This window comes from Oxynema mangrovii CENA135 (assembly GCF_016632315.1).
In the GTDB taxonomy this organism is placed as follows: Bacteria; Cyanobacteriota; Cyanobacteriia; order Cyanobacteriales; family Laspinemataceae; genus Oxynema; species Oxynema aestuarii.
The window spans coordinates 1190556-1207935 of sequence record NZ_JAEOXH010000002.1 but is presented as its reverse complement, the minus strand read 5'-3'; the positions used below and the strand labels follow the sequence as shown (position 1 = coordinate 1207935).

General features: G+C 51.4%; 14 protein-coding genes. 8 read left to right on the top strand and 6 right to left on the bottom strand.

Features of this window, described 5'->3' with window-relative positions:
* Window positions 1-497: 497 nt before the first annotated feature.
* The 5 genes from ctpB to JJD41_RS18840 all read left to right on the top strand — a co-directional run bounded on the left by ctpB (window position 498) and on the right by JJD41_RS18840 (window position 5573).
* Complete coding sequence (ctpB, locus tag JJD41_RS18855; RefSeq protein WP_200669029.1) at window positions 498-1793, top strand: carboxyl-terminal processing protease CtpB; 1296 nt, start codon at window positions 498-500, stop codon at window positions 1791-1793.
* Between the two features lie 458 nt (window positions 1794-2251).
* Window positions 2252-2386 (top strand): hypothetical protein, encoded by a 135-nt coding sequence (locus tag JJD41_RS25455; RefSeq protein ID WP_255547357.1) that lies wholly within the window; start codon window positions 2252-2254, stop codon window positions 2384-2386.
* A complete protein-coding gene (locus JJD41_RS18850; protein WP_200669028.1) occupies window positions 2379-3293 on the top strand; it encodes a DUF4241 domain-containing protein in 915 nt (304 codons plus the stop codon). Before JJD41_RS25455 ends, JJD41_RS18850 begins: the two co-directional genes overlap by 8 nt.
* A 610-nt stretch (window positions 3294-3903) precedes the next feature.
* Window positions 3904-4302 (top strand): hypothetical protein, encoded by a 399-nt coding sequence (locus JJD41_RS18845; protein WP_200669027.1) that lies wholly within the window; start codon window positions 3904-3906, stop codon window positions 4300-4302.
* A gap of 104 nt (window positions 4303-4406) precedes the next feature.
* The gene (locus JJD41_RS18840; RefSeq protein WP_200669026.1) at window positions 4407-5573 is read left to right on the top strand and encodes a pyridoxal phosphate-dependent aminotransferase; all 1167 of its coding nucleotides are present in this window, start codon (window positions 4407-4409) and stop codon (window positions 5571-5573) included.
* Window positions 5574-5955: 382 nt separating this feature from the next.
* Here JJD41_RS18840 and JJD41_RS18835 read toward each other — a convergent pair whose 3' ends face one another.
* Window positions 5956-6726, bottom strand: a complete 771-nt coding sequence (locus tag JJD41_RS18835; RefSeq protein WP_200669025.1) for a DUF3386 domain-containing protein — start codon at window positions 6724-6726, stop codon at window positions 5956-5958.
* Window positions 6727-6775: 49 nt separating this feature from the next.
* Window positions 6776-7204 carry a hypothetical protein gene (locus JJD41_RS18830; protein ID WP_200669024.1) on the bottom strand — a complete coding sequence of 143 codons (429 nt, stop codon included), beginning with the start codon at window positions 7202-7204 and terminating at the stop codon, window positions 6776-6778.
* Between the two features lie 183 nt (window positions 7205-7387).
* Between JJD41_RS18830 and JJD41_RS18825 the strand changes: the two genes are divergently transcribed.
* Window positions 7388-8077 (top strand): cyclase family protein, encoded by a 690-nt coding sequence (locus tag JJD41_RS18825; RefSeq protein ID WP_200669023.1) that lies wholly within the window; start codon window positions 7388-7390, stop codon window positions 8075-8077.
* A gap of 50 nt (window positions 8078-8127) precedes the next feature.
* Here the strand turns inward: JJD41_RS18825 and JJD41_RS18820 are convergent, their stop codons facing one another.
* The 4 genes from JJD41_RS18820 to purH all read right to left on the bottom strand — a co-directional run bounded on the left by JJD41_RS18820 (window position 8128) and on the right by purH (window position 12886).
* On the bottom strand, window positions 8128-9108 hold the full coding sequence (locus JJD41_RS18820; protein ID WP_200669022.1) for a 2OG-Fe(II) oxygenase: 981 nt from the start codon (window positions 9106-9108) through the stop codon (window positions 8128-8130).
* Between the two features lie 82 nt (window positions 9109-9190).
* On the bottom strand, window positions 9191-10066 hold the full coding sequence (locus JJD41_RS18815) for a hypothetical protein (protein ID WP_200669021.1): 876 nt from the start codon (window positions 10064-10066) through the stop codon (window positions 9191-9193).
* 20 nt (window positions 10067-10086) lie between these two features.
* On the bottom strand, window positions 10087-11172 hold the full coding sequence (locus tag JJD41_RS18810) for a cupin-like domain-containing protein (RefSeq protein ID WP_234488914.1): 1086 nt from the start codon (window positions 11170-11172) through the stop codon (window positions 10087-10089).
* Between the two features lie 148 nt (window positions 11173-11320).
* Window positions 11321-12886: a bifunctional phosphoribosylaminoimidazolecarboxamide formyltransferase/IMP cyclohydrolase gene (gene purH, locus JJD41_RS18805; RefSeq protein ID WP_200669019.1), complete on the bottom strand. Its 1566-nt coding sequence runs from the start codon at window positions 12884-12886 to the stop codon at window positions 11321-11323.
* A gap of 386 nt (window positions 12887-13272) precedes the next feature.
* On the opposite strand from purH, the gene JJD41_RS18800 reads away from it, so the two are divergent.
* Complete coding sequence (locus JJD41_RS18800; RefSeq protein WP_200669018.1) at window positions 13273-16521, top strand: two-partner secretion domain-containing protein; 3249 nt, start codon at window positions 13273-13275, stop codon at window positions 16519-16521.
* Between the two features lie 70 nt (window positions 16522-16591).
* Window positions 16592-17215, top strand: a complete 624-nt coding sequence (locus tag JJD41_RS18795) for an alpha/beta hydrolase (protein WP_200669017.1) — start codon at window positions 16592-16594, stop codon at window positions 17213-17215.
* Window positions 17216-17380: the final 165 nt, after the last annotated feature.

The window sequence follows — 17380 nt, the reverse complement described above, 5'->3', positions numbered from 1 at the left end:
TGACAGGGATCGGCGCGATCGCGGCTCGGAAAAAGCAGCAAAACCGACTCCGGAAACCGATTGCAGGTTTGTGAAGTCAGTGTTGAGTAGGGCGAACGAGGGGGTTACGGGCATGGACGCTTAGCAACCTGTCACAAAACTTTCCCCAATTAGCCCCTTGGCTAGGTTATCTTAAACATAATCCTCGATTTATCCTAGGACTGCCGACCGTTACTCCGATTGAATTGTTATCTTCAGCACTAAAAAGCTACGGTTTTGTTGCGCTTGGATCGACAGGTATTTATCTAGTCCCCGAATCTCCAAGCCCCTTGAAAAAGGCTCGCATCTGCGCCGATCGAACCCACTCCTGCGGATCTGCCCATTTTCTCTCTGCTTTTTTTCTCGACTTTAAGATTATTTCTCTTCAAAAGTGCGCCGTTTGAGCGCGTTGCGATCGCCGATCCCGAGCTGACCGAATCCGTTTTGTTGCCGTCAACCCATATCCTCGCTTAATTTAAATGACTCGACAATCCGACCGTTTTCGCTTCTTCCACCTCGTCCTGTTTGCTGGCGCCGTCGCCACTAGCACGACCCTCTCCTTACTGACCCCCCTCGGATCGCGGGCCGTGCGGGCCGAATTGGACAACAGTCCCAAAATGTTGGTCGATGAAGTTTGGCAAATTGTCAATCGAGACTATGTAGATGGTTCCTTCAACCAAACTGATTGGGAAGCCACCCGCGCCGAACTGCTCGACCGCAATTACAGTTCTCAAGAAGAAGCTTATCGAGCCGTTCGCGAAGCGTTAGAACAGTTAAACGACCCCTACACTCGGTTTTTAGATCCGGCTCAGTATGCTGCGTTAACCAGTCAAACCGCAGGGGAACTGACCGGGGTGGGGATTCGATTGCAACTCGACGAAGACACGGGACGGATTGCGGTGGTCGAACCGTTAGAAAATTCTCCGGCGCTGGAAGCGGGAATTCAAGCGGGGGATCGGATTCTGGCGATCGATGAAAAGTCCACCGAAAATATGAGCGTCGAAAAAGCGGCGGAATTGATTCGGGGAACGGCGGGAACTCAGGTGACCTTGCAGATTTGGCGTCCGAGTGAAGAACCGTTCGACTTGACCCTGACGCGAGCCAAAATCGAGCTGGCGGCGGTGAACTACACGTTACACCAGGAAGGGGGGACGAAGGTCGGTTATATCCGTTTGAAAGAATTTAGTTCCCATGCGGCGGAACAGATGAAACGGGCGATCGAAACGTTGGACGAACAGGACGCGCAAGCGTTCGTGCTGGATTTGCGCGGCAATCCGGGAGGGTTGTTGTACGCGAGTATCGAGATCGCGCAAATGTGGATGGATAACGGGGCGATCGTGCGGACGGTGGATCGCGGCGGACACAGTCAGGATTTTAACGCCAATCACACGGCGATTTCCGAGAAACCTCTGGCGGTGTTGGTCGATAGCAATTCGGCGAGTGCGAGCGAAATTTTAGCGGGTGCGCTCAAAGATAACGGACGGGCTACGATTATCGGTACGCAAACCTTTGGTAAGGCGTTGGTTCAGTCGGTTCACGGCTTGTCGGACGGGTCTGGGTTGACGGTGACGATCGCCCACTACTATACTCCCGACGGCACGGATATCAGTCATAAGGGCATTACGCCTGATATTACGATCGAACTGAGCGGGACGCAACGACAACAATTAGTGACCAATCCGGATTTGATTGGGACTTCCGAAGACCCTTATTACAAGCAAGCGCTGTCTACGTTACAAGCGCAGTTGACTCCGAAACCATTGGCGGTTCAGTAGGGATTTGAGGTTTCCGGTTCGATCTGTTTTGAAACAAGATCTGTTTTGAAACAAGATTTTTGAACCACGATCGCGCGTCGGCGGTGAGCTAGCAAGGCTGACCGCCTCTTTTTTGCCGAGTCGAGGGTGAGGAGATCGGCGATCGCTCGGGGTTCTTGTTCGTGCCGATCGCCCAAAAAACAATGGCAACGATGGCAACTATTGCAAATTGTGGCGTTAACGATCGCCACCTCGGCGATCGTCATATAATCGAGCGGACGCGATAATTCACCGACCCAAATCGCTCTCGGCGATCGCCCGAATCCCCTCGAGGTCTCGTCCTCATGTCCCGAGAGAGTCCAACTGTAGAGAGATCGGGGCTGAAGGGCGGCTCCTCGCGCGCGTTCGCCAGGTTTTGCCACAGATTTTGCCAAAATTAAAGGTTTTAGGCGGGTGGCATTCGGGAAAAGCCGAATTTAATGGCTCAAGACCATGTCGGTCGCCTCCTCCGTCGCTCCTGGAAAACTGGAAAAGACAAACGGGATGAATTATGGGACGATGGGCGATCGCGCTCGCGTATTATTGAGGCTCCCTATCAGCCAATCTATGCCTAAACAAAAACACCTCATTACCCCGATACCCGGAGATCGTTGTTTGGCGGCGATCGCGGTCTACGGGTTCGATCCGGCGATCGCATCGCCCGATCTCGACACCGATCCCTATCCTTTAGATTCCTATCGCATCGTTTTACTCGAATTCTACGACGCCCGAGGCTATACCCCTTCCGGATGGGTGGCGGTACGAGAAATGCTGCGCTTCGAGCATAAAAAACGCAAAGCCGCTCACAAACGCACCCGCCAACTCGCCAAACTCCTCGAAATTCCCGCCCTCGAATGGGAGCAAGTCCAACCGCTTTATCTCGGCGAGTTACCGGGGATGCAATCCCACTACGATTTCTACGAAACCCGCTTTTTCGATCGCGATGGGTATCTCGAAGTAGAACGAGACCGCGAAGACTATCCCTTCGGCGCCAGTCTCAACGGGGCGTCCGCAGACCAACCCGGCGCCGATGGGGACTGGCGATCGTCTCGCGAACGCAACGGGATCGAACGCCGTTTGCTCGGTTACGTCGCCGTCGATTGCGGTATGGTGGCGATCGCCGATCCGTCCTATTTGAAATTGTGGCAAGATAATCTTCCCGACGGGAGCGATCGCGCCCAAGATTTTTCCTTCTCCGGCGCCCACAATGCCACTCACCATACTGAAGCCATGGGCGGTCAACTTTACGCGCCCTTCCCCAATCAAGATGCGGTTCTAGAGGCGATCTCCCACGGTCGCACCCCCTTATTTGAAGCCGGGGTCGCCGTTTCTACGGGCATCGGCGACGGCACCTATCCCGTTTATGCCGAATATCAAGACCTCGGGCAACCTTTTGGCAAGCGCATTGTGCGGGTGACTGTCGATTTCACCCACCATATTTTGTTGCAAGATACGCTCAATTTTGCCAGTACCACGGATTAGAGTCCCGTTCGACCCTGGCGCACTTCCCTGACCTTTTTGCCCCTGCAACGCTGCTCGACCTCGAACCCTAGATAAGTGCGGCGTTGCCGAAGGGCTTTCCCCACTAAAATCTGCTTCAATCCGATCGCCTCAAATTTACGGATTTTGTAAAGATTAAATGAATATTTAAGGATCGCCACTGACAAAACCCGATCCTTACGAGAAAATGAGGATAACTCAATCGCTCCTGCGGGAATCTACGATAATTTCCCCGGGAAAATCTGTAAAGAACTCGACAATTCGAGGGTTATTGAGCAAAGTTTGACAGTTGAATATCCAGTCCGTCGCATTGGAAACAACTGTCGGGGTGCAAAAGTCTTAAAACATAGAAGTAATGGGAGAAACTGAAGGCAGTTTCTCAACGGCTGGCAACCGGAAACGGACTGTCAGCTCCTTGGTTTTTAGTTAATGCACAAATACCCTAAAAAGTCAAGAAAAACTTTTTGAAAAAATGAATGCGGATCCTTAACTAACTATTATTAAAAGGTTTCCGGAGCCTTTATGAATCGGGGTGCAACTGATATCGACTGGCATCTTTTTTAGCTCGAAATACCGATTCGGGAGGCCGATAATGAAACACTACATTCCAGACTCTTATTCAGACAACGAAGGCGATCGCACTCCCGAACCGTTGCATCGTTTGCTGCTGGCTGTCGTGCTGACGGGTTTATTATACGTAACCGTCGGTTCTCAACTGTCCGAATCAGTCAAAATGAGCGACGAACGGGTTCACGGCGGCGATACGCCGAAGGCGTCGCTGGGCGATCGCGCCCTTTCCTCAAACCCCAGCCCCGAGGCGAACCCAGTTCGTTCGGTTTCGGCAAGTGCGATGCGGTCCGAGACCCTCGCCGAAGTCTCCGAACGGAACGAAGCCTGTTCCGAACGCAGCGATCGCCACTGCAACAGCGTTTTACCCAGCTCTCCCGTCCCGGTAAATGCTTTAGCCGATCGCCGCAGCATTCTCGATTAGCTCGATGTTACGATCGGCTGACATCTCTAGCGAGTTAGAGCCGTTGCCAGTAAAGTAGAATATTGCGGTCGAAGCAAATTCGTAAACAGTTAACAGAATTAGGCATGAAGCTGGCAGCAAGAGTTGGTCAGGTGACTCCCTCCCTCACCTTAGCGATTTCCGCCCAAGCCAAAGCAATGAAGGCGGAAGGTATCGATGTTTGTAGCTTTAGCGCGGGCGAACCGGATTTTGACACGCCCGACCATATTAAAGCTGCCGCCAAAAAAGCGCTGGATGAGGGAAAAACCAAATACGGCCCGGCTGCTGGCGATCCGCAATTGCGCGCGGCGATCGCCGCGAAACTGCAAACAGAAAATCAACTCGACTATCAAGCCGAGAATACGATCGTCACCAACGGGGGCAAACATTCCCTTTATAACCTGATGGTCGCCCTGCTCGATCCCGGCGATGAAGTCATTATCCCGGCCCCCTATTGGTTGAGTTACCCGGAAATGGTCAAACTCGCCGAAGGGACTCCCAAAATTGTCAATACCACGGCGGAAAACGGCTACAAACTCACCCCGCAACAGTTGCGCGACGCTTGCACGCCGAAAACGCGCTTGTTAGTCCTCAATTCGCCGTCCAATCCCACCGGGATGGTCTATACTCCCCAAGAATTGCGCGCGATCGCCGAAGTGGTTGTCGAACGCGATATTTTGGTGGTTTCTGACGAAATTTACGAAAAAATTATCTACGACGACGCCGAACAAGTCAGCATCGGTTCGTTATCACCGGAAATCTTCGCCCGGACGATTATTAGTAACGGTTTTGCCAAAGCCTACTCGATGACCGGATGGCGATTGGGATTTCTCGCCGGACCGCTAGAGTTAATTAAAGCGGTGAGTACCCTGCAAAGTCACAGTACCTCGAATGTGTGCACCTTTGCTCAATACGGGGCGATCGCCGCCCTGGAAGGATCCCAAGATTGCGTCGAAGAAATGCGCCAAGCCTTTGCCAAACGGCGCACCTACATTCTCGATCGCCTCAAAGCTATCCCCGGATTGACCTGTCCCGAACCGAAAGGCGCGTTTTACGTGTTTCCCAATGTCAGCCAAACGGGGATGAAATCTCTCGATTTTTGCAAGGCATTATTAGACCGGGAAAATGTGGCGACGATTCCCGGAATCGCTTTCGGCGCCGACGATTGCATCCGCCTTTCCTATGCGACGGACTTACCGACGATCGAGAAAGGGATGGATCGTTTAGAACGCTTCGTGCGATCGCAGTTGTAAGCGATTTTGCTCGATTTTTGCTTCCCTCAAGCTCTTTTTTCTCTACAAGATTGTCTGCAAGATAGTAGCTTGAGGGCTGGTTAGCTGCACTCGGGCGTCTGATGAGGTACAGCGCCGATCCCCCTATCCCCCCTTCGCCCCCCTTTCAAAGGGGGGTTGGGGGGATTTCGGGGGGAACGAGGAAAGTAGGGGTTTGGTAACCAAACCCCTACCTGGCGAGGGGGATTTAGGGGGATCTAAATGTCTTGCATAGCAGAGGAAAATGCTGTAGCTGCACGCTTCTGTGGAAATGAAAGATTATTTTGAAATCTAAAATCTAAAATTCCACCCCCCGATCGCCCGTCTTCAATATCAAGAGAGGCGATCGGGTCTTTTTTGGGAATTAGGATAATAACTGCACGTCCGTCAAATCGATTTCGACCTGACTGGTTTTCCCCGTTTCTACGGTTTCAATTTTTTGGCGAGTTGGGATATAGTAATCCCCGATTTTGTCGTAAAAATCTTCAAAATTAACCTTTGCTAAGGTTTCTCCCGTAGCATCTGCCGTAAATACCGCGCGATATTGGGTGCCGAGATAGCCGTTTGGCGTATCGCGATCGCCCAATAAATCGACTTTAACCGCCACTTCACCCATCAAGCGATTGACTTGCACGATTTTGCGATCGCGCACCAAATAATAAGATGGCGTTCCCCCAATTTGATCGATTTCGACCGCGCCATTATTGCGGATTTCTCCGAAATTAAAACTTTCTTCCTCGTGGGCGCGTTCAAAAGGAACCGCGTGTCGGTGAGTCGCCAACATATTCAACTGTTGCGACACTTCCTTCGTCACTTCCGGGTTATCAATCCCCGTGACTTCGCCGTTCAAATCCGCATCGAGACGGAGTTGACCGCGATAGGTCTCCCCGTTCCAGTTGACCTCCACCGCCGCCTGGTAACCGGGAAAGTCTTCGTCCCAGGTATAGCGGTTTTCATACGCCTCGCGGAACACTTCAAGGGCGCTGTGGTTTTCGCTAAAGGCCATCGGGGCCGCGTTCGCCGGGGTAGACCCTCCCCAAACTGTGGCGAGGAGGGCGACGCAGCAGGTTAAAGTCAAAACAATTCGTGTGAATCGGTGTAGCATGGCGATCGATATTGCGCGAAATCTTGTCATTGACATAATTTAACGATTTCGCCGAGTTTTTGCCGATCGCCGTCCCCACTCAGCCATCGATTCCCGTCAGGGGGTCGGCGTGGGGTTGCGGTAACGGTTTCGACACTTCCCGCGACCAACCGTCGCCGGAATTTTTCTGATTGCCCCCCTGACGCCGTTGCAAAATTTCACGCTTGCGGCGGGCATCTTGCAATTTTGTCAGCTCTTCTTGATACACCTCAAAAATGCGGGTCAGACTGCTGGCGAGGGCATCCCAGCTTTCATCGCGGGCGAGTTTTTCGGTAATTCCAGTGAGTAATTCGCTTTGTTCGTGTTTTTGAATCAACGCTTTGAGGCGATCGCCATCTTTAAGCAAAGCCGCCTCATAAATTTCTCCATCGCACCACCATAACCCCGGCTGACTTAACAGCCAAGTGAGTAAATAACTTTCTGCATATTGTTCTTTAACCCAAGCGGTGATGTGTTTGAGCTCTTGCATGATTCTCCTTTCCCCTGACAATTTCAACAAACATCATAAGCGTGTCAAGGGCTAGTATATCCTTACCGAGAACCGTTGATTTTTCCGAAGGGATTCGGACTCGATTTGTCCCCGCGTAGATCCCTGCCAATACTTCGTTTGGGGAAGAATTTTAAATAATTTTAGGGAATCATTTGACCCGCTATGAAACAGATTTTTTATTCTCAAGTGGTTTATCTCAGTCACCCCATTCACCCCGAGATCCCGCGATGGCCCGGGGATCCCCCGGTCGAGTTCGAGGCGATCGCCCAACTGCCGGAAGACAGCTATTATTTGCGGCGCTTTTCGATGGGAGAACATAGCGCAACTCACATCAATGCCCCCAACAGTTTTTATACCGATGGCGTCGGTATCGATGCTTATGCCGCCGAATCTTTAATCGTCCCGGCGGTGGTTCTCGACTGGCGCGATCGCGCGATCGCCGACCCGGACTCGGTTGTAGCAATTACCGACATCCTCGCCTGGGAAGCCCAACACGGCGCGATCGCCCCCGGTAGCGTCGTTCTCTTATACACGGGTTGGCAACAACGGTGGGCTTCTGGGGAACAATTTATCAACGATCGCCATTTCCCCGGTTTTGCGGCGGAAACCAGCCAATTTTTACTCGAACGACGGCAAATCGGCGGCGTCGGAACCGACACTCACGGCGTCGATCCCGGACGAGACGATCGCTTCGCCACCAATCGTCAAATTTTGGCAAAACAGGGCATTGTTTTAGAAAATCTCGCTAATTTAGACCGTCTTCCCCCGACGGGAACCACATTGGCGATCGGTATTTTGCGCCTGCAAAAGGGTAGCGGATCTCCCGCCGCCGTTTTCGCCTTCATTCCCTAGCAAAACCGTAAAAGCCGATGAAATCTCTTCATTCGGCAACTTCCAGACCCTCAATAACGAATCCAACCGTTGAGGGTAAAGCGACTGTCTGCAAAATCATTAGAAGAACAGCGAACGGGTTGGACTTCGTGACAGCAACTACTACTGAAAAAGACAATACTGTTATTATACGGTTGCACGACTTTCGACGATTCCGCCGCCATCGTGTAATAGGATTCGTTGTGCTTCCAACTGTCGTAAATTTTTAATTCTCCCCCCGAGAACTGTTTCGGTTCGCGGTTGAAATAATAAACGTAACTGATCGCCCGAGTTGCAGTTTTTTCGTCGCCGTTGTCATTGTGGGCTTTATAATAATGCCCGTCATTATGGGCGGTGATTTGGGTTTCAATTTGACTGATGGGAAACTCGCCAATTCCCAACTCCTTGCAAATCGTCGAGAAATTTTGTTTGAGGCGGGCTTGAATCAGTTCCGCGAAATCTTCAAAATAGAATAAAAGTAGGGATTTGCGATATTCCGGGTCGCCACTCGATACCGTACTTTGGACGAATTCGGATTTTTTGTTCAGGACGTAATTTAATAAGCGATTATGTTCTTTTGGGGTTAAAAAGTTTTCGATTTGGAAGTAACGAGATTCGATTAAAACTGGACCATTGCTGGGGTCGGGATCGGCGGTACTTTGCGCCTGAGTTTGCGGGGTCGCCGTTTGCGGCGTGGGGGTCGGTTCGGGCGGGGATTGAACCATTTGAGTCATTTCTTTAAGTTCGCCTGTTTCGCCGAACGTCAACGGCGGATCGGTGGCGATCGCCACGATCGAATGACTGGGAAAATATAACATCGATCGCCCCTCATCTACGGGAATTTGAAAGAGGCGATTATTTTCTGTTTCTCCCTGAGAACGGTTTTGCAACGCTTCGAGTAATTCTAGTAATAATGGCGAGTCAAAACTGAGAGACAATTCGCATTGATGTCCCCCTTCAATCAACATCATAACGTGAACTTGAGACTCGATATTTTGCGTAGTTGCGCTCATAATTCTTAGTGATGGTTTGTAGTTTCTCGTTCGAGTGAATCTTGATGCGAGAAGCGAACTCTCGACGTTCTATCCCTACTTTCTATCCCCGCTTGGTCTCCCCCCGACACAGCCACCCTCTGAAGATAAAGCAGTGGTCTGCCATGTTGGCCGATCGCGGTTTCAATTCTAGCATTTCATAAGGGCTGGGACTCAAGAAAAATAGCGCCGAATTATTCCTCGCCTCGATAGTTTGATAAGATTTGGCAGGAACGCAAACATTATTTTTGATTTGCGTGTCGTAAAGACGAATCTGTCCCCCCATGAATCCTCGCGGTTCGGGATAAAAGAAATAGAGAAAACTCACCGATCGCCTTTGCGTTTCCGGGGCGTCATTATCGCCATTTGTTTGCAGTTGTGGGACGGCGATCTCCGGAGTCAATTCGGCTTCAATTTCGGCGATCGGAAAATTAGGGATTCCCAATTTACTGAGGATATCGGGGGCGATCGCCTTTAAACGGTCTACTAATAAGGTTCGCAAGCTTGCAAAGGAATGCGGGTAAGGACGGTAAAGGGGCGATCTCCGGAAATCATTTTGATGGTTGATAACGTAATCGGTCAGGGTTTGATGAGATTGGCGATCGAGAAAGTTTTCAATTTGAATATATTCAGTTTTCAGGGTTCTTGGCGGAAACGATAAACCTTTTTGTGGTGCTTCTGTTTCTGGAAATAAGGAATGCAGGTCAATTGTGGGCTGAGTGGCGATCGCCACTAAAGATTGTGGGGGAAAATACAAGGTCGATCGCCCTTCTTCTAAAGGAATTTTGAATAACTCCCCCCGATAGTCTTCAGATTTGCCGTTGGCTAACGCCTCGAACAAAGAACGCAGCAATTCGCTATCTGGCGAGACAGAAAGCTGGCATTGATGACCGCCACGCAGTAAAATTGTTAGATCGATAGAGTTTAAATCCGCTTGCATAGTCCGCGATCGCTTTCCTTCTAAATCTCGTAATTTTTACTGAGTAAGTGGTCGTAACCGTTCGGAAAAATAAAATTCATCACCGAGAGGGAAATGGTAATATCTAAAGCAGTGACGTGATGCCACCACCCCGCCGGAACAAACATCGCTTCACCGGGGTGAATCACGACGTCGATGACGTTAACATTTTTAAATAAAGGGTATTTTGTAAAATCCGGACGGTCGAGATCGATCGGGGTGTGGAAACTCATGTAGTTGTACATGAGATGTTTTTGGTTGGGCGAAATCAGTCGCATCCGCTTGCGTCCGTAAACCTGACAGAGAAAACTATTCATCAGGTCAAAATGAAGCGGGGTAATCGTTCCTTCCGGACCGAACCAAAATGAGAAACGTTCGCGTCCTAAGCTGCGATCGAAATAGTCGTCGGAGAGTTGGACGTCTTCAAATAAACCTTGAAATTCATCTTTGAGAATATTGGCGTTAAACGGAACCATATAATATTGATTTGTTTTACCGCCATTGACGACGAGATCGGCATATTCGCCTAATTTCATCGTTTTTTGATGTTTTTCTTTTTCGATTTCATAAAGCGGGTTGGAGTCGCGATCGTACTGAACGGAAACGTCGAGATGACCGTATTTTTCCTTGAGATAGTCGGGAGTCCACCGTGAATGAGCTGGCCACTGGGGAACGATATCGGTCAAGATGACGGGGCGATTTTTGGCGTAATAGTTTTCGAGGAATTCTTGACGAGATAACCCCGATCGCCGTTCAATTTTGCCGAAATTGGGTTCGATTTGTTCTAAATCGTAATAAATATCGAGTTGTAGTTTTAAGGTTTTGAGTTGTTCGGCTTGTTGGGCGATTTTGGCTTCGAGTTGTGCAATTTTGGCCTCGGCAGCGCGATCGCCATTGTTGTTCTCGGTAGGAATAATTTCTTTAACGGCTGCTGTCGCTATTCTAATGTCAATGCCTTGTTGGATCATGGCGTTGACGATTTCACCGTCGGCAATCTTGCGAGATTTATGCTTGGCAATCCATTCTTGCCAGTTGTTGGGAAGTAAAGGGGCGCGATCGAGCATATTTTTTATTCCTAATTTTAACAAGATGAGATCGTCAAGATGAGAGGATATTTTTAGGCTTTATTGAAAGGAGAATCAAGGGGGAATGGAGAGGAGTAACGGGCAGACCCGATGCCTGCCCCACAGAATTCATTTTGTCTTTTCTAGAAGTCGGCCCGATGCCCGAGCTAGATTAATGTAAGAAATGCCGCATTCCCGTCAATACCATGACGATGCCGAGTTCGTTGGCGGCGGCGATCGAGTCTCGATCGCGCATACTGCCCCCCGGTTGGACGATCGCGGTGATGCCTGCCGCCGCCGCCGTTCTTACGGAGTCGTCGAAGGGAAAAAAGCCATCGGAGGCCAAAATGGCGCCTTGGGCGCGATCTCCGGCTTCTTCCAGGGCAATTTTGACCGCCCCAACTCGGTTCATTTGTCCGGCGCCGACGCCCAAGGTGGCGCGATCGCGCGAGACTAAAATTGCGTTAGATTTAACGTGCTTGACGACTTTCCAAGCGAACAGAAGTTCCGCCAGTTGGTCGTCACTGGGTTTTTTCTCGGTCACCACTTCCCAGTTGTGGGGATTTTCTACAGCATCGTCCGAGTCCTGGACTAAAAATCCGCCCGCGATCGCCTTGACGGTCTGTTTCGGTCCGGTAGTTAAATCGGAAAGGGTTAAAATCCGGACTTTTGACTTTTTCTGGAGAATTTCTGCCGCTTCCGGTTCGCAAGCGGGGGCGACGACGCATTCGAGGAAGGTTTTCGTCAATTCCGTGGCCGTTGCTGCGTCGATCGCCCGATTTAAGGCGACAATTCCGCCAAAAGCGGACACGGAATCGGCAGCAAAGGCTTTCTGATAGGCTTCTACCAAGGTCTCACCCATCGCCACGCCACAGGGATTGGTATGTTTGAGTACGGCGGCGGCAGGGGAATTCTCCGGACCGACAAACTCGCAAATAATGCGGCGGGCGGCTTCTAAATCGACTAAGTTGTTATAACTGAGTTCTTTCCCCTGCAACTTCTCGGCGGCGGCCCATCCCGTCGGTTGCGCGCCGATTTGATACCATCCGGCGGATTGATGGGGGTTTTCGCCGTAGCGGAGGGACTGCATCAACGATCCGGCAATGCCGAAATGTTGCTGTTGCGGCAAGCTTTCGGGAACGTTTTCGAGGGGTTGTTCGCTGAGATACGTGGCGATCGCGCGATCGTAACTCGCCGTATGCCAAAATGCCTCGCGGGCGCACGCTTGCCGGAATTCTAGGGAAACTTCGCCGTTTTTGGCGCGCAATTCGCCGAGATACGCCTCGTATTGCGCTGGATTGGACAATACGGTTAAATGAGCGTAATTTTTCGCCGAGGCGCGCAATAAGGTCGGTCCGCCGATATCGATATTTTCGATCGCCTCCGCCAGGGTCGTTCCTTGTTTGGCGATCGTTTGCTCGAACGGATATAAATTAACCACGACTAGATCGATGGGGCGAATGTCGTTATTGTCCAAATCTGCCCGATCTTCGGCCAAATCGCGACGGGCCAAAATGCCGCCGTGAATGCGAGGGTGCAAGGTTTTGACGCGACCGCCCAAAATTTCCGGCGATCCGGTGTAATCGGAAACTTTGGTCACAGGTAATCCCGCTTCTTTCAACACTTTTGCCGTCCCACCACTGCTGATGAGGTCGAACTCGAACTCCTCAACGAGGTGACGGGCCAATTCTACTAACCCGGTTTTATCAGATGTACTCAGCAGTGCCAGACGCGCCATGACTCTGTAATCCTTTCTCTCGATATCGTTTTTAGGATACGCCGAAGTTTGTTTTTTCTCTAGGAGGGGGAGGGGAAAAGACAGGAGACAGCAAGGTTCAGTCCGCCATCTAAGAGACGGTTTATAAAGAAAATATAAAAAATCTAGGGGTTGGGTCACCAAACCCCTGAGCTAGGTTAACCCAATAACAGCTATCTGTCGTTTGGTGTCCCGGCGATGGTCTCCTCTCAAACCGGACTGTTAATGTCGATTTTATCAACAGTCTCTAAAATCTTGAATCTAAAATCTAAACTCTAAAATCTCTATTTTTTCCTTACCGTCAAAGGTTTGGGACAATTCCGACGAACCTATGCTAGCCTGACGGTAACCCCCTACCCCTTGTATAGATGCTGCCGCGTCGTCTCCACTTTGTTTCTGGCTGGCTGACTCGTTCCAAGTCGGCTTATTTATTATTGGTCGTCGGTACGATCGCCTCTCCCTCTGTCGTTTTCGCTCAGATTATTCCGGATGCGACACTTCCTAATAGTTCTACGGTGACGACGGAAGATAATCTAAAAACGATTAATGGTGGGACTCAAGCAGGCAATAATTTATTTCACAGCTTTGAACGATTTGGAATTTCGGCGGGAGAAACGGCCTATTTTAATAATGGAGAGGCGATCGCCAATATTATTACCCGCGTTACGGGACATCAAATCTCGAATATCGATGGGGTTTTGGCGGCGAATGGCAATGCGAACTTATTTGTACTCAACCCCAACGGGATTCAATTCGGACCGAATGCGCGCTTGAATTTGGGGGGATCCCTGGTCGCGAGTAGTGCCGAACGCCTGTTATTTGATGATGGGACGGGGTTTTCGGCGCGTCCCGAGGGGGGTGAGTCCGTACTGACGATTGCCGTTCCGGTGGGGTTGCAGTATGGGGAAAATGCGGGCAAAATTGGCGTTAATTCTGCAACTTTAGCAGTCGTTCCCGATCGCGAATTGCGATTGGGAGGTGCTGAAGTGACGATCGCGGCGGGGGAGGTGCGATCGCCGGGAGGCTATCTGGAAGTTGTGGGAATAACTGATGGGATTGCTCGATTTGACGGGACGTTTTCGAGAGAAGTCCGACGGGGTAACCTGACGTTTTCCGACGGGGCGATCGTCGATGCAAGTGGGGGGGGCGCGGGGGAACTGCGGCTGTGGGGCGATCGCGTAACCGTGCAAGATCATTCTAAAATTACCACAAATACGTTAGGCGATCGCGACGGCGGCGGGATGTGGGTAAGCGCGTCCCAATTACAAATGGGCGATCGGTCGCACTTGTCGGCGTCTACGTTCGGTTCGGGAAACGGCGGGAATATGGAAATTGAGGTGAGTGGGGACATTACCCTGGTCGGTGACGGGACTTATCAAGACATTCTCGACGACCTGTTTGAGAAACGAGTCAGCCGTCCGGACCAACTGTCCACGGGGATTTTTTCCCTCAGTTTCGGTTCCGGTTCCGCCGGAAATTTGCAGGTGCGATCGCAACAGTTGAATTTAGACAATGGCGCTTTTATTTCTACGGCCCCGTTCGCTACGGGAAACGGCGGCAATCTGACGGTGGAAGCGGGGGCGATCGCCTTGCGGGGGTCTCAATTTTTCGCGGACAATTTCGGTAACGCCGACGCGGGACAAATCGAGGTCAACGCCAGAACGATCCAAATTCTCGAAGGGGGGGCGATCGCCGCATCTACCTTCGGCGACGGACGCGGGGGAACGGTCAACATTAGCGCCACCGAAGCGATGGAAATCGTCGGGATGACTCCGAACGAACGATTTAATAGCGGTATGTTTGCCACGGCATATTGGGATGCTACCGAACCTGCAGGCAATTTAAACGTGACGACTCCCCGATTGAGTTTGCGCGGGGGTGCCCAAATTGCGGCATCGAGTTTTAGTGCGGTAGCGGGTGGAACGGTCAATATTAACGCAGATACGGTGGAAATTGTGGGGCGATCGCCCAATCGGATTAAATCGAGTGGTTTATTTACTCAAAGCTACGATATCGGTCCGGCAGGGGATTTAAACGTGACGGCGCGATCGCTCCTGGTCGGCGACGGCGCCTTAATTTCTGCGGCGACCACCGGATCTGGAGAAGGGGGAGACCTGACCATTCGCGCCGCCGATTCGGTCACCATCTTTGGAACGGGAGAATTTGATTTAGGAACTGCCGTCATCGAGGGCAATTTCGACCCGGCGAATTTACAAGATGGCTTGTATACTTCGAGTGTCGGACCGGGGAATGCGGGGAATTTAACCCTCGAAACTCGTCGTCTCAGCGTGCGCGATCGCGGCAACATCTCCACGGCGACCCTATTACAAGGCGATGGGGGCAATTTGACCATTCGCGCCTCGGAATGGGTCGAACTCGATCGCTCCACCTTGCTGACCGGGACGTCTGGGGAAGGTGAAGCGGGGAATTTAAGCGTCGATACCGGACGATTGATATTGCGCAATCAAGCTGCAGCGATTACTTCGACGATCGCCCAAGGATCCGGCGGTTCGATTGATATTAAGGCATCTGAGGCGATCGAGTTAAGCGACGAATCGGCGATCTTGACCTCCACCGAAGGATCGGGAGATGCAGGCGGATTGCGGATCGAAACCGGATCGTTAACCGTGACCGACGCCTCGGGGATTTCCACTGCCACCTCAACCCAGGGAAAAGGCGGCGATCTGACCATTTTTGCCTCGGAAAGGGTGGAAATTACAAATAACAGCAGTTTGGTCACCGCCACTTTGAGCGCGGGAAATGCGGGACAACTGGCGATCGTCACCCCTTCTTTGACCCTGACGAATCAGTCTGGCATCACCGTCAGCAGTTCCGGGGAAGGGGATTCCGGCAACCTCAAAATTACCAGCGATCGCCTCGTGTTAGATTCGAGTCTACTCGTCGCCGTTACCGCCTCCGGTCAAGGGGGGAATATCGAGATCGCGTCTCCCCAAGCGGTCACCTTGCGCCGCAACTCCGAAATTTCTGCCGAAGCGACCGGATCGGGAAATGGCGGCAACGTCGCGATCTCCACTGACGTGTTAAGCGTTCTCGAAAATAGCCAACTTCGCGCCACGGCCATTCAAGGAAACGGCGGCAACATCAGTATTTTTACTCAAGGGCTATTCGAGTCGCCCGACAGCCAAATTAGCGCCAGTTCCCAACGCGGGATCGATGGTGTCGTCCGCATCGACACCCCGGATCTCGATCCGAGTCAGGGGATCGTCCCGTTACCCTCGCAATTTATCCAGGCGAGCGATCGCGTCTTCCAAGGCTGCGGTAATGACGCCAATCGCAGCGAATTTATCGTCACCGGACGAGGTGGCTTGCCGTTCAATCCAGACGATCCCCTCACCAGCGAAAGTATTTGGGTCGATTTTGGCGAAATGACGCCTCATCCTGCCAATGTCGATCGCCATTCCTCTGCTGTTGCGCCTGTGGATCCCGAATCGAGTCCGCCTCCCTTGGTCGAAGCGCGGGGCTGGACGGTGAACGATCGAGGGGAAACGGTGTTGACGGCAAGGGAGAGGGGCGATCGGGCAACTTGGTATCCTGATGTAGACTGTAATCTTGTTGGGAGTAAAGACGAACGACGAGGAAGAATTCCCAGCGATTGAGCGATCGCCCGTCGGCAGCGAGAAGCTCTTCATATACAATCTAAAATCTAAAATCTAAAATCACATCACCGTGTCTCTTAAATCCATTTCTATTAAACCCACAACGACTCCATCCCCTACGGGAATTATCGTCATGTTGCACGGTTGGGGGGCTAATTGCTACGACCTCGAACCCCTCGCCGAAGCTTTAAATTTACCGGAATATCAGTTTGAATTTCTCGACGCCCCCTTCCCCCATCCTCAAGTCCCGGGAGGTAAGATGTGGTACGACTTGGAGAGCGACAATTACGAAGGATTAGAAGAGAGTCGCCAACAGGTTATGGATTGGTTGGGCGAACTGGAACAGCTCACGGGGGTTCCCTTATCGCGAACGATTTTAAGTGGTTTTTCGCAAGGCGGCGCCACGATTCTCGATGTCGGGTTGCGCTTACCCGTGGCGGCGTTAGTGTCGATGAGTGGTTACCTGCACTGCGAACCGGAACCGACGGGCGATCGCCTCCCCCCCAGTTTAATCATGCACGGCATCCAAGATCCAGTCGTCCCGATCGCCGCCGCCCACCAAGTCCGCGATTTTTTCCAGGCATTAGGGATGAGCGTTCAATATCGCGAATTTGAGATGAATCACGCCATCTGTCCCGAAGAAATCGCTCTCTTCCATCAATTTGTTCGAGGATTGAATTTGGCGGAGGGTTAGATTTTAGATTTTAGATCGAGACGGTAACACCTTCTCCCAGAAAGCAGGTTGAGGATGTCCCCGCTAAAAACCGAATATTGAAAACCTTTGCAAATTCTCCCGATACCCGATCGCTTGCGGTAGAATTTAAAGACAAATCGGCATCGAATCCAAATCGATGTAGGC

What these genes read in the sequence shown, in the direction of transcription:
- ctpB (WP_200669029.1), top strand. Translation starts at nt 498, where the DNA reads ATGACTCGACAATCCGACCGTTTTCGCTTCTTCCACCTCGTCCTGTTT.
- JJD41_RS25455 (WP_255547357.1), top strand. Translation starts at nt 2,252, where the DNA reads ATGGCTCAAGACCATGTCGGTCGCCTCCTCCGTCGCTCCTGGAAAACT.
- JJD41_RS18850 (WP_200669028.1), top strand. Translation starts at nt 2,379, where the DNA reads ATGCCTAAACAAAAACACCTCATTACCCCGATACCCGGAGATCGTTGT.
- JJD41_RS18845 (WP_200669027.1), top strand. Translation starts at nt 3,904, where the DNA reads ATGAAACACTACATTCCAGACTCTTATTCAGACAACGAAGGCGATCGC.
- JJD41_RS18840 (WP_200669026.1), top strand. Translation starts at nt 4,407, where the DNA reads ATGAAGCTGGCAGCAAGAGTTGGTCAGGTGACTCCCTCCCTCACCTTA.
- JJD41_RS18835 (WP_200669025.1), bottom strand. Translation starts at nt 6,726, where the DNA reads ATGACAAGATTTCGCGCAATATCGATCGCCATGCTACACCGATTCACA.
- JJD41_RS18830 (WP_200669024.1), bottom strand. Translation starts at nt 7,204, where the DNA reads ATGCAAGAGCTCAAACACATCACCGCTTGGGTTAAAGAACAATATGCA.
- JJD41_RS18825 (WP_200669023.1), top strand. Translation starts at nt 7,388, where the DNA reads ATGAAACAGATTTTTTATTCTCAAGTGGTTTATCTCAGTCACCCCATT.
- JJD41_RS18820 (WP_200669022.1), bottom strand. Translation starts at nt 9,108, where the DNA reads ATGAGCGCAACTACGCAAAATATCGAGTCTCAAGTTCACGTTATGATG.
- JJD41_RS18815 (WP_200669021.1), bottom strand. Translation starts at nt 10,066, where the DNA reads ATGCAAGCGGATTTAAACTCTATCGATCTAACAATTTTACTGCGTGGC.
- purH (WP_200669019.1), bottom strand. Translation starts at nt 12,886, where the DNA reads ATGGCGCGTCTGGCACTGCTGAGTACATCTGATAAAACCGGGTTAGTA.
- JJD41_RS18800 (WP_200669018.1), top strand. Translation starts at nt 13,273, where the DNA reads ATGCTGCCGCGTCGTCTCCACTTTGTTTCTGGCTGGCTGACTCGTTCC.